The 17,435-nt window shown below is 65.5% G+C and carries 18 protein-coding genes, 1 other RNA gene and 1 pseudogene; 7 read left to right on the top strand and 13 right to left on the bottom strand.

Features of this window, described 5'->3' with window-relative positions; translation table 11 throughout:
• Positions 1 to 77: 77 nt before the first annotated feature.
• Entirely contained in the window at positions 78 to 2,057 is a 1,980-nt protein-coding gene (gene ftsH, locus TVD_RS03555; protein ID WP_047250825.1) for an ATP-dependent zinc metalloprotease FtsH, read from the bottom strand.
• Positions 2,058 to 2,100: 43 nt separating this feature from the next.
• Entirely contained in the window at positions 2,101 to 2,727 is a 627-nt protein-coding gene (gene rlmE / locus TVD_RS03550) for a 23S rRNA (uridine(2552)-2'-O)-methyltransferase RlmE (protein ID WP_018167907.1), read from the bottom strand.
• A gap of 67 nt (positions 2,728 to 2,794) precedes the next feature.
• Between rlmE and yhbY the strand changes: the two genes are divergently transcribed.
• Positions 2,795 to 3,094 carry a ribosome assembly RNA-binding protein YhbY gene (yhbY, locus tag TVD_RS03545; RefSeq protein WP_047250824.1) on the top strand — a complete coding sequence of 100 codons (300 nt, stop codon included), beginning with the start codon at positions 2,795 to 2,797 and terminating at the stop codon, positions 3,092 to 3,094.
• A gap of 49 nt (positions 3,095 to 3,143) precedes the next feature.
• Here the strand turns inward: yhbY and greA are convergent, their stop codons facing one another.
• The 7 genes and pseudogenes from greA to aroC all read right to left on the bottom strand — a co-directional run bounded on the left by greA (position 3,144) and on the right by aroC (position 12,415).
• Positions 3,144 to 3,623, bottom strand: a complete 480-nt coding sequence (greA, locus tag TVD_RS03540; protein WP_018146244.1) for a transcription elongation factor GreA — start codon at positions 3,621 to 3,623, stop codon at positions 3,144 to 3,146.
• Entirely contained in the window at positions 3,620 to 6,853 is a 3,234-nt protein-coding gene (carB, locus tag TVD_RS03535; RefSeq protein ID WP_018146245.1) for a carbamoyl-phosphate synthase large subunit, read from the bottom strand. The genes greA and carB overlap by 4 nt, the downstream gene beginning before the upstream one ends.
• Positions 6,854 to 6,913: 60 nt before the next feature.
• Positions 6,914 to 8,047 carry a glutamine-hydrolyzing carbamoyl-phosphate synthase small subunit gene (gene carA / locus TVD_RS03530; RefSeq protein ID WP_018937958.1) on the bottom strand — a complete coding sequence of 378 codons (1,134 nt, stop codon included), beginning with the start codon at positions 8,045 to 8,047 and terminating at the stop codon, positions 6,914 to 6,916.
• A gap of 518 nt (positions 8,048 to 8,565) precedes the next feature.
• Positions 8,566 to 8,823, bottom strand: a pseudogene (locus TVD_RS14875) (hypothetical protein).
• Positions 8,824 to 9,237: 414 nt separating this feature from the next.
• Positions 9,238 to 10,032 (bottom strand): 4-hydroxy-tetrahydrodipicolinate reductase, encoded by a 795-nt coding sequence (gene dapB / locus TVD_RS03525; protein WP_047250823.1) that lies wholly within the window; start codon positions 10,030 to 10,032, stop codon positions 9,238 to 9,240.
• Positions 10,033 to 10,103: 71 nt separating this feature from the next.
• Positions 10,104 to 11,267: an MFS transporter gene (locus TVD_RS03520; protein WP_047250822.1), complete on the bottom strand. Its 1,164-nt coding sequence runs from the start codon at positions 11,265 to 11,267 to the stop codon at positions 10,104 to 10,106.
• Positions 11,268 to 11,311: 44 nt separating this feature from the next.
• Entirely contained in the window at positions 11,312 to 12,415 is a 1,104-nt protein-coding gene (aroC, locus tag TVD_RS03515; RefSeq protein WP_047250821.1) for a chorismate synthase, read from the bottom strand.
• 148 nt (positions 12,416 to 12,563) lie between these two features.
• Here aroC and TVD_RS03510 point away from each other — a divergent pair, with 148 nt between their 5' ends.
• The 6 genes from TVD_RS03510 to TVD_RS03490 all read left to right on the top strand — a co-directional run bounded on the left by TVD_RS03510 (position 12,564) and on the right by TVD_RS03490 (position 15,654).
• Positions 12,564 to 13,070 (top strand): GlcG/HbpS family heme-binding protein, encoded by a 507-nt coding sequence (locus TVD_RS03510; protein WP_047250820.1) that lies wholly within the window; start codon positions 12,564 to 12,566, stop codon positions 13,068 to 13,070.
• Between the two features lie 45 nt (positions 13,071 to 13,115).
• The gene (locus TVD_RS03505; protein WP_018937960.1) at positions 13,116 to 13,550 is read left to right on the top strand and encodes a rhodanese-like domain-containing protein; all 435 of its coding nucleotides are present in this window, start codon (positions 13,116 to 13,118) and stop codon (positions 13,548 to 13,550) included.
• Positions 13,551 to 13,624: 74 nt separating this feature from the next.
• Positions 13,625 to 13,810: non-coding RNA, 6S RNA (gene ssrS, locus TVD_RS13985), on the top strand.
• A gap of 30 nt (positions 13,811 to 13,840) precedes the next feature.
• On the top strand, positions 13,841 to 14,488 hold the full coding sequence (locus TVD_RS03500) for a 5-formyltetrahydrofolate cyclo-ligase (protein ID WP_047250819.1): 648 nt from the start codon (positions 13,841 to 13,843) through the stop codon (positions 14,486 to 14,488).
• A 19-nt stretch (positions 14,489 to 14,507) separates the two neighbouring features.
• Complete coding sequence (locus tag TVD_RS03495) at positions 14,508 to 14,972, top strand: EVE domain-containing protein (protein ID WP_019567693.1); 465 nt, start codon at positions 14,508 to 14,510, stop codon at positions 14,970 to 14,972.
• A gap of 4 nt (positions 14,973 to 14,976) precedes the next feature.
• A complete protein-coding gene (locus TVD_RS03490) occupies positions 14,977 to 15,654 on the top strand; it encodes a glutathione S-transferase family protein (RefSeq protein ID WP_047250818.1) in 678 nt (225 codons plus the stop codon).
• A gap of 249 nt (positions 15,655 to 15,903) precedes the next feature.
• Here the strand turns inward: TVD_RS03490 and TVD_RS03485 are convergent, their stop codons facing one another.
• The 4 genes from TVD_RS03485 to TVD_RS03475 form a co-directional block, all read right to left on the bottom strand.
• Positions 15,904 to 16,182 (bottom strand): HigA family addiction module antitoxin, encoded by a 279-nt coding sequence (locus tag TVD_RS03485; protein WP_047250817.1) that lies wholly within the window; start codon positions 16,180 to 16,182, stop codon positions 15,904 to 15,906.
• A gap of 19 nt (positions 16,183 to 16,201) precedes the next feature.
• Positions 16,202 to 16,330: a type II toxin-antitoxin system RelE/ParE family toxin gene (locus TVD_RS03480; RefSeq protein WP_082119068.1), complete on the bottom strand. Its 129-nt coding sequence runs from the start codon at positions 16,328 to 16,330 to the stop codon at positions 16,202 to 16,204.
• A gap of 300 nt (positions 16,331 to 16,630) precedes the next feature.
• Positions 16,631 to 16,780, bottom strand: a complete 150-nt coding sequence (locus tag TVD_RS14690) for a hypothetical protein (RefSeq protein WP_018176472.1) — start codon at positions 16,778 to 16,780, stop codon at positions 16,631 to 16,633.
• Positions 16,781 to 16,855: 75 nt separating this feature from the next.
• Positions 16,856 to 17,128 (bottom strand): cupin domain-containing protein, encoded by a 273-nt coding sequence (locus tag TVD_RS03475; protein ID WP_019562662.1) that lies wholly within the window; start codon positions 17,126 to 17,128, stop codon positions 16,856 to 16,858.
• Between the last annotated feature and the right edge of the window lie 307 nt (positions 17,129 to 17,435).

The following is a 17,435-nucleotide window of genomic DNA, read 5'->3' as shown; positions in this document are numbered from 1 at the left end:
CGAAAAAGGCCGCCAGGACGAGGGCCTGGCGGCCAGTGGCGGCGACCGGACCCAAGCCCGGTCACGAAGTGGACGGATCAGGACTGCGGCGCAGGACCGCCGACCACACCCTTGTCATCGTCACCCCGGCCATCGGAGCCGTCCTTGGCGGCGCCGTCGGCATCCGAGGCACCACCCTCGGCCTCGTCGCTGGCCTGCGCCGAGCCACCGGAACCGCCGCCGCTATCCCAATCCGCCGGCTCGCGGGGCTCGCGCCCGGCCATGATGTCCGCGATCTGCTTGTCGTCGATGGTCTCGTACTTCATCAGCGCCCGCGCCATTGCGTGCAGCGTATCGATATTGTCGACCAGGATCTGCTTCGCATGCTGGTAGTTCGCATCGATGATGTGACGGACCTCGGCATCGATCTGGCGCGCAGTATCGTCGGACATCGGCTTCGACTTGCCCATTTGCCCACCCAGGAACGGATGCCCTTCTTCCTCACCGTAATCCAGCGGGCCGAGCTTTTCCGACAGGCCCCACTTGGTGACCATGTTGCGGGCGATCTGAGTGGCGCGCTCGATATCGTTCGAGGCTCCGGTGGTCACCTTGTCATTGCCAAAGATAATCTCTTCTGCCAGACGCCCGCCAAACAGGCTCGCCAGCTGACTCTCCAGACGCGTCTTCGAGTGGCTGTAGCGGTCCTCCTCGGGCAGGAACATGGTGACACCCAAGGCTCGCCCACGCGGGATGATGCTGACCTTGTAGACCGGGTCGTGCTCCGGCACCGTCAGGCCAACAATCGCGTGGCCAGCCTCATGGTAGGCGGTCAGCTTCTTCTCGTCCTCGGACATCACCATGGACTTGCGCTCGGCGCCCATCATGATCTTGTCCTTGGCGCGCTCGAAGTCGGACATGTCCACCAAGCGCTTGTTGGAGCGCGCCGCAAACAACGCCGCCTCGTTGACCAGGTTGGCCAGATCCGCGCCGGAGAAACCCGGCGTGCCGCGCGCGATCAGATCCGGACGCACATCGTCGGAGATCGGCGTTTTCTTCATATGCACCTTGAGGATCTGCTCGCGACCGCGTACGTCCGGCGGCGGCACCACCACCTGGCGGTCGAAGCGACCCGGGCGCAGCAGCGCCGGGTCAAGCACGTCCGGACGGTTGGTCGCGGCAATCACGATAACCCCCTCGGTGCCCTCGAAGCCGTCCATCTCGACCAGCAGCTGGTTCAGGGTCTGCTCACGCTCGTCGTGACCGCCGCCCATGCCGGCACCACGCTGGCGACCGACCGCGTCGATCTCGTCGATGAAGATGATGCAGGGGGCGTGCTTCTTGGCCTCCGCGAACATGTCGCGCACGCGCGAGGCGCCCACGCCAACGAACATCTCGACGAAATCGGAACCGGAGATGCTGAAGAACGGCACCTTGGCCTCGCCGGCAATCGCCTTGGCCAGCAGCGTCTTGCCGGTACCCGGAGAGCCGACCATCAGCACACCGCGCGGAATCTGGCCACCCAGCTTCTGGAACTTGGACGGGTCGCGCAGGAAGTCGACCAGCTCGGTCACCTCCTCCTTGGCCTCGTCACAGCCGGCCACGTCATTGAAGCTGACCTTGACCTGGTCCTCGGACATCAGCTTGGCCTTGGACTTGCCGAAGGACATCGCGCCCTTGCCACCGGCACCACCGCCCTGCATCTGGCGCATGAAGTAGATCCACACGGCGATCAGCAACAGGATCGGGAACCAGCTGATGAGGATGCTCATCAGCAGGGAGCGCTCGGCTTCCTCGTGGGCATTCAGCTCCACGTTGTTCTGCAGCAGGTCGCCGATCAGACCGGGGTCGTTCGGGTTCACCGTGGTAAACGCCTGGCCCTCGATCGTCGTACCCTCGATCTTCTCGCCCTTGATGGTCACGTTGTCCACGCGACCGCCCTGCACGTCGCGGATGAACTCGGAGTACGTAATGCTCCGAACATCCTGCGTCTGCTGCTGCGGGCCGAAGTTGTTGAAGACGGACATCAGGACGACGGCAATTACCGCCCAGATGATCAGATTCTTGGCCAGACCGTTCAAAACGACACCTCGAAGAACATTTAATCGTTAGCTTTTGGCAGCTTTACACATCCCGGGGCTCACGCGCCAATACGTACACTTCGCGTGACCGTGGCCGCGATGCCTTCGGCTTGCGCACCTTTACCGAGCCGAACCGCCGACGCACCTCGGCCAGATAGGCATCAGAACCTTCACCCTGAAACAGCTTGACCAGAAATGCGCCCCCGGGGTTCAGAATGCGTGTCGCCAAGTCCAGCGCCAGTTCACAAAGATGGATCGAACGCGGCAGATCCACCGCACCCGTCCCGGTCAGGTTGGGGGCCATGTCGGAAAGCACAAGATCGGCACGCTCATCGCCCACCAGGGCAAGTATCGCGTCCAGCACGGCGTCCTCGCGGAAGTCGCCGGTGACGATCTCCGCGCCCGGCACCGGGTCCATCGGCAAGATGTCCGTGGCAATCAGCACGCCCTTGCGGCCAATCTTCCGAGCGGCGTACTGCGTCCAGCCGCCCGGTGCCGCACCGAGGTCCACCACGCGCATGCCGGGTTTCAGCAACCGGTCGCGCTCATCGATCTCCTGCAGCTTGTACACCGCCCGCCCGCGGTAACCCTCCTGCTGGGCCCGCTGGACGTAGGGATCGTCGAAATGCTCCTTCAGCCAGCGCTGACTGGAGCGGCTACGCTTGGGCATTGAGCGGCCTCGCAGCTGCGGACGGCATGCTACAATTTTGATGTTTAAACACTGAAAATGGCCTCCTGTGAATCTGACCGACGCGCAACGCCGCCATCTGCGCAGCCTCGCCCATCCGCGCAAGCCCATCGTGACCATTGGCCGCAATGGGCTGACTGATGCCGTACTGGCGGAGCTGGAGCTGGCGCTGACCCACCACGAGCTGGTCAAGATCAAGGTGAACATCGGCGACCGCGATGTCCGCAACGGCACCGTGGAAAAGCTCTGCGAACGCACCGGCGCCGCGCGAGTGCAACGCGTCGGCTATGTCGCCACCCTGTTCCGCCGCAACCCGGATGACCCGAAGGTCTCCCTGGACCCGGCCTGACCCCACCGCCCGGTTGCGCCCCCGAGCGCGACCGGGACCCGCCGCGTCATCAGTTGACGTAGCGAACCTCCAGGATCTCGTATTCCGTCTCCCCGCCCGGGGCCTGCACGGTCACGACGTCGCCTTCTTCCTTGCCGATCAACGCCCGCGCAATCGGCGAAGACACCGAGATCATGTTGTTCTTGATATCGGCCTCGTCGTCACCAACGATCTTGTAGGTGACCTGGCGCCCGTCCGCAGTCGCCTCCAGCACCACGGTGGTCCCGAACACTACCTTGCCGGTCTGCGGCAGGGTGGCCACGTCGATGATCTGGGCGTTGGAGAGCTTCGACTCCAGCTCGCGGATGCGGCCCTCGATAAAGCTCTGCTGTTCGCGTGCCGCGTGGTACTCGGCATTCTCCTTGAGGTCGCCGTGCTCGCGCGCATCGGAGATCGCGTTGACCACGCGCGGGCGATCCTCGCCCTTCAGCTTCTTCAGCTCTTCCTTCATCTTTTCCGCGCCAGTCACGGTCAAGGGCGTCTTGTTCATGCGCTTTTCCCTCCGAGATTTTCCTGGTGGAGGTCCTGCAGCCGGAAGACGTCATTCGCCCCCAGGTGATCCAGGGCCTGTACGGTGGCCTTGGCCCCGGCGATCGTGGTGGTATAGCCCACCTTGTGCATCAACGCCTCGCGGCGAATGGTGTAGGAGTCGGAGGTCGACTGCTTCCCCTCCACGGTATTGATGATGAAGCTGATCTCGTCGTTCTTGATCATGTCCACGATGTGCGGGCGACCCTCGGTGACCTTGTTCACGCGCGTCACCTGAATGCCGGCTTCCTCCAGCACGTTCGCCGTGCCACGCGTCGCCAGGACCTCGAAGCCCAACTCCACCAGGCGCCGGGCCACTTCCGCCACGTGCGGCTTGTCGATCTCGCGCACCGACACGAAGGCCTTGCCGGTGGACGGCAACAGTACGCCCGCTCCCAGCTGGCTCTTGGCGAACGCCTCGGCAAAACTGCGCCCGACCCCCATCACCTCGCCAGTGGATTTCATCTCCGGCCCCAGGATCGGGTCCACGCCCTGGAACTTGGCGAACGGAAACACCGATTCCTTCACCGAATAATAGTCCGGATAGACCGCATCGCCCACGCCCTGCTCGGGCAGGGTCTGCCCGACCATGCAACGCGCGGCGATCTTGGCCAGTGGCCGCCCGACGCTCTTGGAGACGTACGGCACGGTGCGCGAGGCCCGTGGATTCACCTCCAGCACGTAGATATCGTCGCCCTTGATCGCAAACTGGGTGTTCATCAGGCCGACGACCTTCAGGCCCAGTGCCATCTTGCGCACCTGCTCGACCATCTCGTCCTGGAGTTCCATGGACAACGAGAACGGCGGCAGGGAACAGGCGGAGTCGCCCGAGTGCACGCCGGCCTGCTCGATGTGCTCCATGATCCCGCCGATGATCACGTTCTCGCCATCCGAGATCGCGTCCACGTCGACCTCGATGGCGTCATCCAGGAAGCGGTCCAGCAGCACCGGGGCATCATTGGAGACGGACACCGCGTTCTTCATGTAGCTGCGCAGGTCCTCGCGGTCGCGCACGATCTCCATCGCGCGCCCACCGAGCACGTAGGACGGACGTACGACCAGCGGGTAGCCGATCTCCTCGGCCAGCTTCTCGGCCTCCTCCTCGCTGCGCGCGGTGCGGTTCGGCGGCTGCTTGAGCCCCAGCTTGTTCAGCAGGGCCTGGAAGCGCTCGCGGTCCTCGGCCAGGTCGATGGAGTCCGGGCTGGTGCCGATGATCGGCACGCCGGCGGCCTCCAGGTCCCGCGCGAGCTTCAGTGGCGTCTGGCCACCGTACTGCACGATCACGCCGGCCGGCTTCTCGGTCGCCACGACCTCCAGCACGTCCTCCAGCGTCAGCGGCTCGAAGTACAGCCGGTCCGAGGTGTCATAGTCGGTGGAGACGGTCTCCGGGTTGCAGTTGACCATGATGGTCTCGTACCCGTCCTCGCGCATCGCGAGCGCGGCATGCACGCAGCAGTAGTCGAACTCGATGCCCTGACCGATGCGGTTGGGCCCGCCGCCCAGCACCATGATCTTCTGCTTGTCGGTGGGATCCGCCTCGTTCTCCTCTTCGTACGAGGAGTACATGTAGGCCGTGGTGGTCGCGAACTCGGCCGCACAGGTATCCACCCGCTTGTACACCGGGCGCACGCCCAGTCCATGGCGGTGTTTGCGCACCGCCTTCTCGGTATCGTTCACCAGCTTCGCCAGGCGCAGGTCGGAGAATCCGCGCTGTTTCAGACGGTACATCTCCTCGGCGCTGATCTCGCCCAGGATGCGGTCCTTCACGCCCTTCTCGACGTCCACCAGCTCCTGGATCTGGGCCAGGAACCAGGGGTCGATCGCGGTCAGGTCGAAGATATCCTGGATCGAGAAACCCGCACGGAAGGCATCGGCCACGTACAGCACCTGCTCGGGGCTGGGGTTGGCGAGCTTCGTGCGCAGCTGATCGGTCACGTCATCGGCGGTCAGATCGATGCGCTCGTCGAGGCCGTCCATGCCGGTCTCCATCGAGCGCAGCGCCTTCTGGAACGACTCCTGGAAGGTGCGGCCAATGGCCATGGCCTCGCCCACCGCCTTCATCTGGGTGGTCAGGCGTGCATCCGCCTGCGGGAACTTCTCGAAGGTGAAGCGCGGGATCTTGGTGACCACGTAATCGATGGACGGCTCGAACGAGGCCGGGGTCAGACCACCGGTAATGTCGTTCTTCAGCTCGTCGAGGGTGTAGCCCACCGCCAGCTTGGCCGCGACCTTGGCGATCGGGAAGCCGGTCGCCTTGGAGGCCAGCGCGGAGGAACGCGACACCCGCGGGTTCATCTCGATCACGATCATGCGCCCGTTTTCCGGGTTGATCGCGAACTGCACGTTGGAGCCACCGGTCTCCACGCCGATCTTGCGCAGCACCGCCAGCGAGGCGTCGCGCATGATCTGGTATTCCTTGTCGGTCAGGGTCTGCGCCGGGGCCACGGTGATCGAGTCGCCGGTGTGGATACCCATCGGATCGAGGTTCTCGATCGAGCAGATGATGATGCAGTTGTCCGCCTTGTCACGGACCACCTCCATCTCGAACTCCTTCCAGCCGAGCGCGGACTCCTCCAGCAGCACCTGGTTCACCGGCGAGAGATCGATCCCGTTCTTGACGATGTACTCGAACTCCTCGCGGTTGTAGGCGATGCCGCCGCCCGAACCACCGAGGGTGAACGACGGCCGGATGATCACCGGGAAGCCGATCTTCGGCTGGATCTCCTGCGCCTCCTCCCAGGAGTGCGCGAGCATCGCGGTCGGCGTATCCAGGCCGATATCAGCCATCGCCGCCTTGAAGTGGTCGCGGTCCTCGGCCATATCGATCGCCGCCTCGTTGGCACCGATCATCTCCACACCGAACTTCTCCAGCACGCCTTCCCGGGACAGGTCCAGCGCGCAGTTCAGCGCGGTCTGCCCGCCCATGGTCGGCAGCACCGCGTCCGGGCGCTCCTTCTCGATGATCTGGGCGACCGTCTGCCAGTCCACCGGCTCGATGTAGGTGGCATCCGCCATCTCGGGGTCGGTCATGATGGTCGCCGGGTTGGAGTTCACCAGGATCACCCGGTAGCCCTCCTCGCGCAGGGCCTTGCAGGCCTGGGCGCCGGAGTAATCGAACTCGCAGGCCTGACCGATCACGATCGGGCCGGCCCCGAGGATCAGGATGCTCTGGATGTCGGTACGCTTGGGCATGTGACGGCTCTCGCAGGCTGTCGAAATCGGAAATTCGGTCGGAAAATCGGGGGGAAGGCGTTAGCTGCGCGCCGTGCGCATCATCTCGACAAAGTCGTCGAACGCCGGGGACACGTCATGCGGCCCCGGGCTCGCCTCGGGGTGCCCCTGCAGGCTAAACGCCGGGCAATCAGTGCGGGCAACCCCCTGCAGCGTGCCGTCGAACAGCGACCGGTACGTCGGCGTCAGCGTCTCCGGCAGGTTGTCCTCGTCGATCGCGAAGCCGTGGTTCTGCGACGAGATCATCACTCGCCCGCTGGCCTCGTGCCGGATCGGGTGATTCGCCCCGTGGTGGCCGAACTTCATCTTCACGCTCTTGCCGCCACTGGCGATACCCAGCAACTGATGCCCCAGGCAGATCCCGAACAGCGGCAGCTTGCGCTCGCAGAAATCCCGGATCGCCTCGATCGCATAGGTGCAGGGCTCGGGATCGCCCGGCCCGTTGGACAGGAACACCCCGTCGGGCTTGAGCTCCATCACCTCGTCCACCGGCGTCTCGGCCGGGACCACGGTCACGCGGCAGCCGCGATCCGCCAGCATGCGCAGGATGTTCTGCTTCATGCCGAAGTCGTAAGCGACCACGTGATAGTCGGCGGCCTTCGCATCGACCCGCGCCGGTTCTTCACCCAGCTGCCAGGTTCCTTCCAGCCACTCGTAGCGGCTGCGCGTGGTCACCTCGCGCGCCAGATCCATGCCCTTGATCCCGGGGAACTCGCGCGCGGCCGCCAGGGCCGAGGCCTCGTCCACGTCGCCGGCCTGGATGCAGCCGTTCAGCGCGCCCTTCTCGCGCAGGATGCGGGTCAGCTTGCGGGTATCGATCCCGCTGATCGCCACAATGCCGTGGCGCAGCAGATAGTCCGGCAGAGACTCGCGCGAGCGCCAGTTGGACACCAGCGGCGGAAGATCACGGATGATCAGGCCCGCGGCATGGGCCCGCGAGGATTCGTCGTCCTCCGGGTTGGTCCCGGTATTGCCGATATGCGGATAGGTCAGCGTGACCATCTGCCGGTGGTACGACGGATCGGTCAGGATCTCCTGATACCCCGTCATGGCGGTGTTGAACACCACCTCGCCAACCGTCTGGCCCAGGGCGCCAATCGCCTGACCATGAAACACAGTGCCATCTTCCAGGACGAGCAGAGCAGGCGCGGACACGGGGGACCTCCGGATGGTCTGGGTCGGGGCCGCCAGGCCATTCGCCGGCGGCGGTACTGCGATTCGTTCGGGATCTGCGACCCGCCCTCGTCCGCACCATTCTACCGGGGTGTGAACCCCTTTTTCGGCAACGATTCGGTGCTCGGAGGACGGATACGATTACGCCTTCAAGTGTACGCGAGCGCCGCGCGCGGCGTCCAACGAGATCCCCACTTCCGGCGTCTCCGCCCGCCACTCGCCGCCCGCTTTCCGGGGCCCGAACACTGCCTACCCAGCCCAGGTATGAAGCCGATGCTCCGTGGCCAGCCTGGCCATTCAGGCTGGCCCTGGTTCATCGCTCGGTGTTTACGGCGGCTCCGGTCCGCCACCTGCCAGGCGCTCTCTCGCGAGCGCACCGCGAGGTACTTTCTTGCTTGCCCAAGAAAGTACCCTTCGAGGCGCACCCGGATTCCGCCCGGGAACCTTGCTCCAGGGCCCTCGGGCCGGCGGCGCTGAACTTGCTGCGCCTGCGGCTCCGCTCAGACATCCAGCGCCTTCTCCCAGCCCGAGCACCATTCCGCAACGGGCTCCATACGGGAGGGGAAGGTCAAAACAGACGGCATCTCGTAGGGTGCGGTTGAGCCCAGCGAAACGCACCATCTCCCACGCCGTGCGAAACCCTGATGCGATTCGCTTCGCTCATCCGCATCCTACGCCCCCGGCGCCCGCCACGCGGGCGCGGCACGCCATGGCCGAAGGCCGCGCGTGCCGAAGATGTATGAAGACCTAGCCATCATCCATTGGCAACAACGCTGGGATAGCCGTTGTTTTGACTTACCTCCCCGTTGTCGTCGCGCCGAGTGGAGAGGCTTTTCGCGGGATTCAAGGCGCTGGATGTCTGAGCGAAGCGCAGCGTAGCGAGTTCAGCGCCGCCCGCGAAAAGCCTCGGAGCGAGGGAAACCCCGGCCCGCGCAGCGGGCCGGGGTCGCGGCAGTCGGGCGTGTTTCTTGGGTACTTCTTTGCACGAGCAAAGAAGTACCTCGGGGCGCGCTGGCGAGTCAGCGCCTGGCAGGCGGCTCGACGAAGGCACCGTAAACACCCGATACCGAACCAGGGCCAGCCACAACAAGCCTGGCGGCCGGACTGGGCCCCGTAAACAACGGACGGATGACGAACCAGGCCTAGCCTTCGCCAAACGGAGCCCCAACCGACTAGAGGTCGCGCAGCCCCAGCACATCCTGCATGTCGAACAGGCCATTGCCGGCGCCAGCCAGCCAGACCGCCGCACGCACCGCACCGGAGGCAAACACCGTGCGACTGGAGGCCTTGTGGGTGATCTCCACACGCTCGCCATCACCCGCAAACAGGGTCGTGTGCTCGCCGACGATGTCGCCGCCGCGCACCGTGGCAAAACCGATGGTGCGCCGGTCACGGGCTCCGGTCTGGCCCTCGCGCCCGTAGACGGCGTCCTGCTCCAGATCGCGGCCCAGGGTCTCCGCGACCACACGCCCGAGCTTCAGCGCGGTACCGGAGGGCGCGTCCACCTTGTGCCGGTGATGGGCCTCCAGGATCTCCACATCCACGCTGTCGCCCAGCGCCCGCGCGGCCAGCTCCACCAGCTTGAAGGTCAGATTGACCCCGACACTCATGTTCGGCGCATAAACGATCGGCAGATCCCCTGCCGCCGCCTGCAGGCGCTGCTCCTGCTCCGCATCCAGCCCGGTCGTGCCGATCACCAGTGCCGTTCCGGCGTTCGCACACAGCTCCAGGTGCTGCATGGTCGCCTGCGGCGAGGTGAAATCGATCAGCACGTCGAAATCGTCGGTAACCGTCGCCAGATCCTCGACCAGGCGCACCCGGCCCTCCGCGCCCACCGCCTGACCGATGGTCTCGCTGCCGGGGCGCTCACTGGCCGCCCCCAGCTGGGCATCGGGGTGTTCGTCCACCGCCTGCACCAGGTTCTGGCCCATGCGCCCGCCGGCGCCCGCAATCGCAATTCGAATCATCTTTGTTCCATCCAGTGCTATCGGTCCATCGGGTTACGCGCACCCTACGAAGCTTTGCGTGGGCACGCCAGTTACAGGGTTCGCACCGGGGTGCGGAAACGCCATTCGCCATACACCGAGGCGACCACCCCGGCCGCTGCCAGGAACGCCGCGAACACATACACCGAGGCTGGGCTGATGCCATCCCACAGATAGCCGGCCACCAGGGATCCCGAGGCACCGCCCAACCCGAAGGCCAGCGACGAATACAGGGCCTGCCCGCGCCCCTGCAACCGCCCGGGGAAGAAATAGTGGATCAGCGAGATCGCCGCCGCGTGGTACACCCCGTAACTGGCCGCATGCAGGATCTGGATGAACAGCAGCATCGGCAGAGAATCCGGCACCGCCGCCAGCAGCCCCCAGCGCAGCGTGGTCAACACCAGCGCCGCCGACACCAGCAACCAAGCCCCAAAACGCAGGATCAGCCGCGGCATCAACAGGAACAGCACCACCTCGGCCGCCACCCCCAGTGCCCACAGCTGCCCGGCCACGGAGCGCGAGTAGCCGGCCTGTTCCAGGTACAGGGTAAAGAAGGCGTAGTACGGCCCGTGGCTCGCCTGCATGAAGAAGCAGGCCACAAACAGCGCGATCACCTCGGGGCGGCGCAGCACGGTTAGCAGGGGCGGGGCGTTATTGTCCTCGTCGAGGTTGCGCGCCGGCTCACGCACGAACTGCGACGCGGCCACCACCGCGATCAGCACCGCCAGCACGATCCACGGCAGCCAGGCCACGGCGATCCGGTCGAAGGCCCAGCCCAGCACCGCCACCGCGACGATAAAGCCGACCGAGCCCCACAGCCGGACCAGCGCATACCGATGCGCATCCCGCCCCAGCGACCGCATGGTGGTGGCCTCGAACTGTGGCAGGATCGCGTTCCAGAAGAAGCTGTAGGCGGCCATCACCACCGCGAGCCACCAGTACCCGGTGTACAGGAGCACGCCGGTAAAGGCGACCGCCCCGCCCAGCGCGCCCCAGCGGGCGATCGGCATGTGCGCGCCGGCGCGATCCGCCAACCAGCCCCAGACGTTGGGCGCAATGATCTTGGTCGCCAGCACGATCGCCATCAGCTCGCCGATCTGGGCGCCGCTGAACCCCTCCTCGGAGAGGTACGGCCCCCAGAACGGCATGAAGGCGCCGAGGCTGGCGAAATAGAAGAAGTAGACCGCGGACAGGCGCGCGTTCTGCGTCACTGCCATGACGGGACCGCTACAAGGTCAGGACGACACAGCCGGAGGCCGCGTCATTCGCCGAGAAGGTCGCGCAGCTCCAGCCCCGAGTCCGGGACATCGGCATTCTGTGCGCGGTGACGCAGGGCGTGGTCCATCAGCACCAGCGCCATCATCGCCTCGGCGATCGGGGTCGCGCGGATGCCCACGCAGGGGTCGTGCCGCCCCTTGGTGACCACCTCCACCGGCTCGCCGGCGGTGTTGATGCTGCGCCCGGGCAGACGAATGCTGGAGGTCGGCTTCATCGCGATACTGGCGTGCACCGCCTGACCGGTGCTGATCCCGCCCAGCACGCCGCCGGCGTGGTTGGACAGAAAGCCCTCGGGGGTGATCTCGTCGCGGTGCTCGGTGCCGCGCTGGGTCACGGATTCGAAACCCGCGCCGATCTCCACGCCCTTCACCGCGTTGATGCTCATCAGCGCGTGGGCCAGGTCGGCGTCCAGGCGGTCGAACACCGGCTCGCCCCAGCCAGCCGGCACCCCGGTCGCCTCGACCGTCACCCGTGCCCCGATGGAATCGCCCGACTTGCGCAGGGCGTCCATGTACTCCTCCAGCTCCGGCACCTTGTCCGGATCCGGGGAGAAGAACGGGTTGTCGTTCGCGATCTCCGGCTGCTTCGGCTCCAGCTCGATCGGGCCGAGCTGCGACAACCAACCGCGGATGGTGATCCCGTAGCGCTGCTCGAGATAGCGCCGCGCGATGCCGCCGGCCGCCACCCGCAGCGCGGTCTCGCGCGCAGAACTGCGCCCGCCGCCGCGGTAGTCACGCACGCCGTATTTCTGGTGATAGGTGTAGTCCGCATGCCCCGGGCGGAAGCGGTCCTGAATGTCGCCGTAATCCTTGGAGCGCTGATCGACGTTCTCGATCAGCAGCCCGATCGGCGTACCCGTGGTACGCCCCTCGAACACCCCCGACAGGATACGGACCTGATCCGGCTCGCGACGCTGGGTGGTGTGGCGCGACTGGCCCGGCCGGCGGCGATCCAGGTCAAACTGCAGATCCGCCTCGCAAAGCTCCAGACCGGGCGGACAACCGTCCACCACCGCGCCCAGGGCCGGCCCGTGACTTTCACCAAAGGTACTGACGACGAACAGTCGCCCAAAGCTGTTTCCCGACATGCGCGTAGTGTATCCGCGGCCGCGCCGGCTGTCGCCTGTTCCCCCACCCGGCGGTCGGTCGGCGACGGGCGGAATGGCACGCTCGGCAACCACGTCCCCTATCTGCCATGATCGACGTGCAGCACCCATAACCAGAAAGGAGGAACCCATGACGAATTCCCTGACCCGCCTGGTGACCGGCACCGCCGCGGCCCTGTGCCTTGGCCTCGCCAGCAGCGCCCAGGCCGATGTCTATACCCAGCGCTTCATGACCCTTGAACTGGCCAACGACATCGCCATGGGCGCCGTCGAGGCCTGCCGCGAGATGGGCCACCAGACCGCGGTGGTCGTGGTTGATCGCGCCGGCAACGACCAGGTGGTCCTGCGTGACCGCATGGCCGGCGTGCAGACCATCCAGATTGCCGGCGACAAGGCCCGGGCCGTGACCATGTCCGGCACCACCTCCGCCAACTTCCGCGACAACCGCGAAGACATCCGCATGGAGATGAACCACGTGGATGGCATCATCATGCTGGCCGGCGGCCTGCCAATCGAAGCGGCCGGCAGCATGCTCGGAGCGGTCGGCGTGTCCGGTGCGCCCGGCGGCGATCTCGACGAGGAATGCGCCCAGGCCGGGATCGACCGGGTCCAGGAACGCCTCGACTTCGTCATGTAAGCATTGCGGGTGCCAGGGAACGGCGCCCGCCCCCAGGAAAACACCATGACCGACACCCCCCGCCCCGCCCCGAAACGCATCTCGCCGGTGGAGACCTACGAGCGTCTGCAGGCACGCCCGCGCGACCTGCTGATCGACGTCCGCTCAACCATGGAGTATCTGTTCGTCGGCCATCCGACCGGCTCCATCCACATCCCGTGGATCGACGAACCCGACTGGACCGTGAACCCACAGTTCGTGCCCCAGGTGCGCAAGCTGCTGCTGGGCGGCGTCAGCGATCACAGCGAAGAAGCCCCGGCCCTGTACCTGATCTGCCGCAGCGGCAAGCGCACGCTGGATGCCGGGCAGGCCCTGGTGGATGCGGGCATCGAGCATGTCTTCTCGGTGGACGAGGGCTTTGAAGGGCCGCTGGACGAGAACCATCAGCGCTCCACCCGCAGCGGCTGGCGCTACCACGGCCTGCCCTGGGAGCAGTGCTGAGGCCCGCGACGGATCCCCTACAGCCACGGGGGTTGCGCGCACCCCGGGGGGTTTGGTTCATAATGAACTCGGACGCGTCACTGCGGCGTTCGATTGTGGCCCGGTGGTACCCTTGAGCCTTAATTTTTCACCACGGGACCGAGTACTTCCGTTTCGCTGTGCATGTCCGTCTTCGAGCGGAAAGCCTAAAGATCCGGAGACTTCTCCCACCTGAGCCCTAGGTTCAAGGTCAAGGGCCACGCCGGCGCCTGCGGGGCGCGTCCACTTCTTTATTGATCCCGATTTCCTTTATGTCTGCGGAAACCGACTCCGTTCAAGATTCGCTATCGCCCGACGATCTGCGTGCCCTGCGTCTGCGCCTGCGCCGCGCGCGGGCGGCTTTGTCGGACGCCCAGCTCGACCACCACTCTGCCGCCATTTGCGGACACCTGCTGCGCTGGTTCGAGCGCTGGCAGCCGCATTGTGTCGGCGCCTATCGCGGCCTGCGCGGCGAGGTCGACCTGACCCCACTGACCGTCGCCCTGGCCCGGCGCGGCACCCGCATCGCCCTGCCGGTGATGGACGACAAACGCCCCGGGCACATGCATTTCCACACCTGGGCCCCGGATGAGCCGCTTTGCCACAACGGCTTCGGCATCGCCGAGCCCTGTCCGGACGCCCCGCGCATCTGGCGCCGCGAGATGCAGGTGGTGCTGATGCCGCTGGTGGCCTTTGACACTGCCGGCAACCGCATGGGCATGGGCGCGGGCTACTACGATCGCTACTTCGCCCGGCGCCGCTTCGGCATCCACCGGCCGAAACTGATCGGCGTGGCCCACTCGCTGCAGGGCGTCCCGGCGCTGCCAACCCAGCCCTGGGACGTCCCGCTGGATGGCGTTGTCACAGAACAGGGCTGGCATGCGCTTCCAGACCGCGCGCGGCACAATACGCTCGACTGAAACCCCTGAAGGAGCCCGCATGGCCTACTGGCTGATGAAGTCCGAACCCGACGAGTTCAGCATCGACGACCTGGAACGCGTCGGCGTGGAGCCGTGGGACGGCATCCGCAACTACCAGGTGCGCAACATGATGCGAGACGAGATGAAGAAGGGTGATCTCGCCTTCTTCTACCACTCCAATGCCAAGCCCCCGGGCATCGTCGGCATCCTGCGCATCGAGAAAGAGGCCTACCCGGACGCCTGCGCCTTCGACCCCGAAGATCCGCACTACGACCCAAAGAGCGACCCGGACAACCCGCGCTGGCTGCGCGTGGACGTTGCCTTCGAGGAAAAATTCGGCGACATCATCACCCTCGACTGGCTGAAGCAGCAGCCACAGCTCGAAGACTGCCCGCTGGTACGCCGCGGCAACCGCCTGTCGGTAATGCCCATCACCCAGGACCAGTGGGACTTCATCCTGAGCCACGCCCAGCGCGGCAAGTAACCGCGTGGCCACGCTCTACCACTTCCCGCACGACGCGAAGGCCGACCGCCTGCGCCTGGCCTGCGGCTACAAGGGTGTCGCGCTGGAGACCCGCGCACTGGACTGGTTCGACGACGAGACCTTCTTCGAACTGGGCGTGGCCCGCCAGTCCCCGATCCTGCAAACCGACGACGCTACGCTGCACACCGACACCGTCACCGCACTGCGCGACATCGACCACCTGTTCCCGACCGGCGAGCCACTCTCCGACGGCGTGATTGCCGAGGACGCCTGGCAAGCCCTGGTGGACTGGCGCGCCAAGGTGGAGATCGTGCTGGACCGGCTTTACGCCCCGCTGGCGCCGGGCTTTCACGGCATCGGCGAGAGCGCCGAGGCCCTGGCCGATTTCAAGGCGCATGTGCAGCACCGCTTCGGCCTGTCGCTGGAGGAGCTGGCCAACGACCGCTACGACGGCTACAACCAGCTCGCCAAACTGAGCCACCTGCCGGAACTGGCCAAGCACCTGGCCGCCAACGGCTTCTACCTCGGCCACCCGTCGATCGCCGACTGCGTGATCGCCGCCGACCTCTACCCGCTACAGATGCACGACGGCATCAACCTGCCGGTCGACATGCTCTACTACCTCCGCCGCGTCGAGGAGACCTTCCACACCCCCCTCAACACCCACTGGCTCGCCCGCTGAAGACCATGTGGGAGCGGCCTTGGCCGCGAACCGGCGGTAGGCGCTGGCACAGGCACCGCATTCGCGCGCAGGCACGCTGCCACAGGGACTGCGGGAAGGGCGTGAGCTCGTAGGATGCGTTGAGCGCAGCGAAACGCATCAGGGGGTCACACAGGGCGTGGGACATGGTGCGTTTCGCTACGCTCAACCGCACCCTACGGCGACTGAACAGGATTTCGCTTCAATCGCACCTACCTGCGGCATCGGGGATCACGCAGCCGCGAACCGCCGGATATGATTCTCGTCCCGGGACGCGGCCCGGGCCAGATCGTAGTTGGTCTGCATCGTGAGCCAGTGGCGTGCCTCGCCGATCCCTCCACCCTCCAGACGCACCGCAAAGTCCGGCGAAATGGCGGCGTGTTCGTTGAGAACACGCGAGACCGCATTGCGGGACATCCCCAAATGCGCAGCAAACTCCGTAACCGAAAGACCCAGCCCCGGCAGCACACGCCGGCGCAGGATCCGCCCGGGATGAGGCGGGTTCCGCATCGCCGCGTCTTCCTGAAGGTCAGTGGTAGTCTTCATAATCCACCTGATCCGCATCGTCGCCACTGAAAGTGAAGGTGACGATCCAGTTGCCGTTCACATGCACCGAGAAAAAGCCGGCGCGATCCCCACGCAGCGGATTAAACTCCATGCCCGGGAGATCTAGGGAAACACTGATCAATGTACACGCTCGCGCTCGAGTCGCTTTTGCGCGCGAACAAGGCGCGGCGACTGCCGTGCAGTCACTCTGCACAAGGGAGCCGCAACGCCGTGCGCGCGCCCGTTGTTATCAAAAACGGGCGACCGGGCCCCTTACATTCAATGGCTTGTGGGGTTGGCACCCCAGGTTCCCCGATCCTGCGTTGCGCCGCTTGCGGGTAGAACCACTACCCGCTGCACGACGCGCCTTGTCTCGGAAAATCTGGGGTGCCAACGCGAGCGTGTACATTGATCAGTGTTTCCCTAGCTGCCCGGGATGGGTCGCTGCATCCAGCAGCGCGAGAATGTCTTCCAGGTCTTCCACATGGTCCGCCGGCAATCCACGGCGATCGCCGCTCGCATACAAGCGTTTTAGTCCCTTGTGACGAATCTTCCTGATCATCGGCCTTCCTTGGCACTCAACTTAGACTGCAATCTGTAACGTTACAGTGGTCAATTCACTCGACTGACAAGCGGCTCAGCCAAAGCGATAGTGCTTGCGGATGTCGCGGTGGATCTCCCAGGTGCAGTCCATGCCCTCGGGGAAGGTGACGAGGTCGCCCTCGCCGACCGTGACCGGCTCGCCGCCGTCCGGGGTCACCGTGACCTGGCCTTCCAGGATGTAGCAGACCTCGCGCTCGTCGTAGTGCCAGGGGAAGGTCGAGACCTCCTTCTCCCAGACCGGCCAGTCGAACACCCCCAGGCGTTCCAGGTGATCGTGGTCGGGACGATGGATAACTTCGATGGACATGGAATCCTCGCTCAAGCGGAAATGACCTGCCCATTGTGCCGAGTTCCCGACTCCTTGCGCATCTGTCCGCGCCGGCCCGCTCAACCGCCCGAGGCCGTCATCCGAACGCCGCCAGACCAACTGGCCACGCCGAGCCCCCTATAGGATTACCGCACCAGGCAATTCTGGCCGCCAAAATAGCCTTTAAGGCCGAAATCCGCCCGCCCTACCCGGTATTTTGCGCAAGGTTTCCGCAAGTTACCGTGGTCCGACCCCACTGTTGTGCCCGGTGAGGGAGATTCCTCGACAGTTTGAGAAAGCGGGCTGG

Source organism: Thioalkalivibrio versutus (genome assembly GCF_001020955.1).
Lineage (GTDB): Bacteria > Pseudomonadota > Gammaproteobacteria > Ectothiorhodospirales > Ectothiorhodospiraceae > Thioalkalivibrio > Thioalkalivibrio versutus.
The sequence above is the reverse complement of the archived record's forward strand: the minus strand, read 5'-3'. Positions and strand labels throughout refer to the sequence as shown.